Annotated in this window: 1 rRNA gene; it reads right to left on the bottom strand. The window is 51.8% G+C overall.

The features are described from left to right. Positions 1–65: 65 nt before the first annotated feature. Positions 66–1,626, bottom strand: a 16S ribosomal RNA gene (locus BCR26_RS16655). Positions 1,627–1,713: the final 87 nt, after the last annotated feature.

Raw genomic sequence — 1,713 nt, 5'->3', positions numbered from 1 at the left:
AGAGTAAACCTCTCAAAACTGAACAAAGTGTTGATAAACCGTGTAGTCTCCGTGTTATTCCTTAGAAAGGAGGTGATCCAGCCGCACCTTCCGATACGGCTACCTTGTTACGACTTCACCCCAATCATCTATCCCACCTTAGGCGGCTGGCTCCATAAAGGTTACCTCACCGACTTCGGGTGTTACAAACTCTCGTGGTGTGACGGGCGGTGTGTACAAGGCCCGGGAACGTATTCACCGCGGCGTGCTGATCCGCGATTACTAGCGATTCCGGCTTCATGTAGGCGAGTTGCAGCCTACAATCCGAACTGAGAGAAGCTTTAAGAGATTTGCATGACCTCGCGGCCTAGCGACTCGTTGTACTTCCCATTGTAGCACGTGTGTAGCCCAGGTCATAAGGGGCATGATGATTTGACGTCATCCCCACCTTCCTCCGGTTTGTCACCGGCAGTCTCGCTAGAGTGCCCAACTGAATGATGGCAACTAACAATAAGGGTTGCGCTCGTTGCGGGACTTAACCCAACATCTCACGACACGAGCTGACGACAACCATGCACCACCTGTCACTTTGTCCCCGAAGGGAAAGCTCTATCTCTAGAGTGGTCAAAGGATGTCAAGACCTGGTAAGGTTCTTCGCGTTGCTTCGAATTAAACCACATGCTCCACCGCTTGTGCGGGCCCCCGTCAATTCCTTTGAGTTTCAACCTTGCGGTCGTACTCCCCAGGCGGAGTGCTTAATGCGTTTGCTGCAGCACTGAAGGGCGGAAACCCTCCAACACTTAGCACTCATCGTTTACGGCGTGGACTACCAGGGTATCTAATCCTGTTTGCTCCCCACGCTTTCGAGCCTCAGCGTCAGTTACAGACCAGAGAGCCGCCTTCGCCACTGGTGTTCCTCCATATATCTACGCATTTCACCGCTACACATGGAATTCCACTCTCCTCTTCTGCACTCAAGTCTCCCAGTTTCCAATGACCCTCCCCGGTTGAGCCGGGGGCTTTCACATCAGACTTAAGAAACCGCCTGCGCTCGCTTTACGCCCAATAAATCCGGACAACGCTTGCCACCTACGTATTACCGCGGCTGCTGGCACGTAGTTAGCCGTGGCTTTCTGGTTAGATACCGTCAAGGGATGAACAGTTACTCTCATCCTTGTTCTTCTCTAACAACAGAGTTTTACGATCCGAAAACCTTCTTCACTCACGCGGCGTTGCTCGGTCAGACTTTCGTCCATTGCCGAAGATTCCCTACTGCTGCCTCCCGTAGGAGTCTGGGCCGTGTCTCAGTCCCAGTGTGGCCGATCACCCTCTCAGGTCGGCTATGCATCGTGGCCTTGGTGAGCCGTTACCTCACCAACTAGCTAATGCACCGCGGGTCCATCCATCAGTGACACCCGAAAGCGTCTTTCACTCCTGTACCATGCGGTACAGACTGTTATGCGGTATTAGCACCTGTTTCCAAGTGTTATCCCCCTCTGATGGGTAGGTTACCCACGTGTTACTCACCCGTCCGCCACTCCTCTTTCCAGTTGAGTGCAAGCACTCGGAAGGAAAGAAGCGTTCGACTTGCATGTATTAGGCACGCCGCCAGCGTTCGTCCTGAGCCAGGATCAAACTCTCATAATAAAAGTTAGAACAATCTTGCGATTGTTAAGCTCAATTTGTTTGCTAGCATATTGCTTGCTTGTTAAATTTGTTGTTTGTTTTTACTTT

The sequence above is a fragment of the Enterococcus rivorum genome (assembly GCF_001742285.1).
Taxonomy (GTDB): Bacteria; Bacillota; Bacilli; order Lactobacillales; family Enterococcaceae; genus Enterococcus_L; species Enterococcus_L rivorum.
The sequence above is the reverse complement of the archived record's forward strand: the minus strand, read 5'-3'. Positions and strand labels throughout refer to the sequence as shown.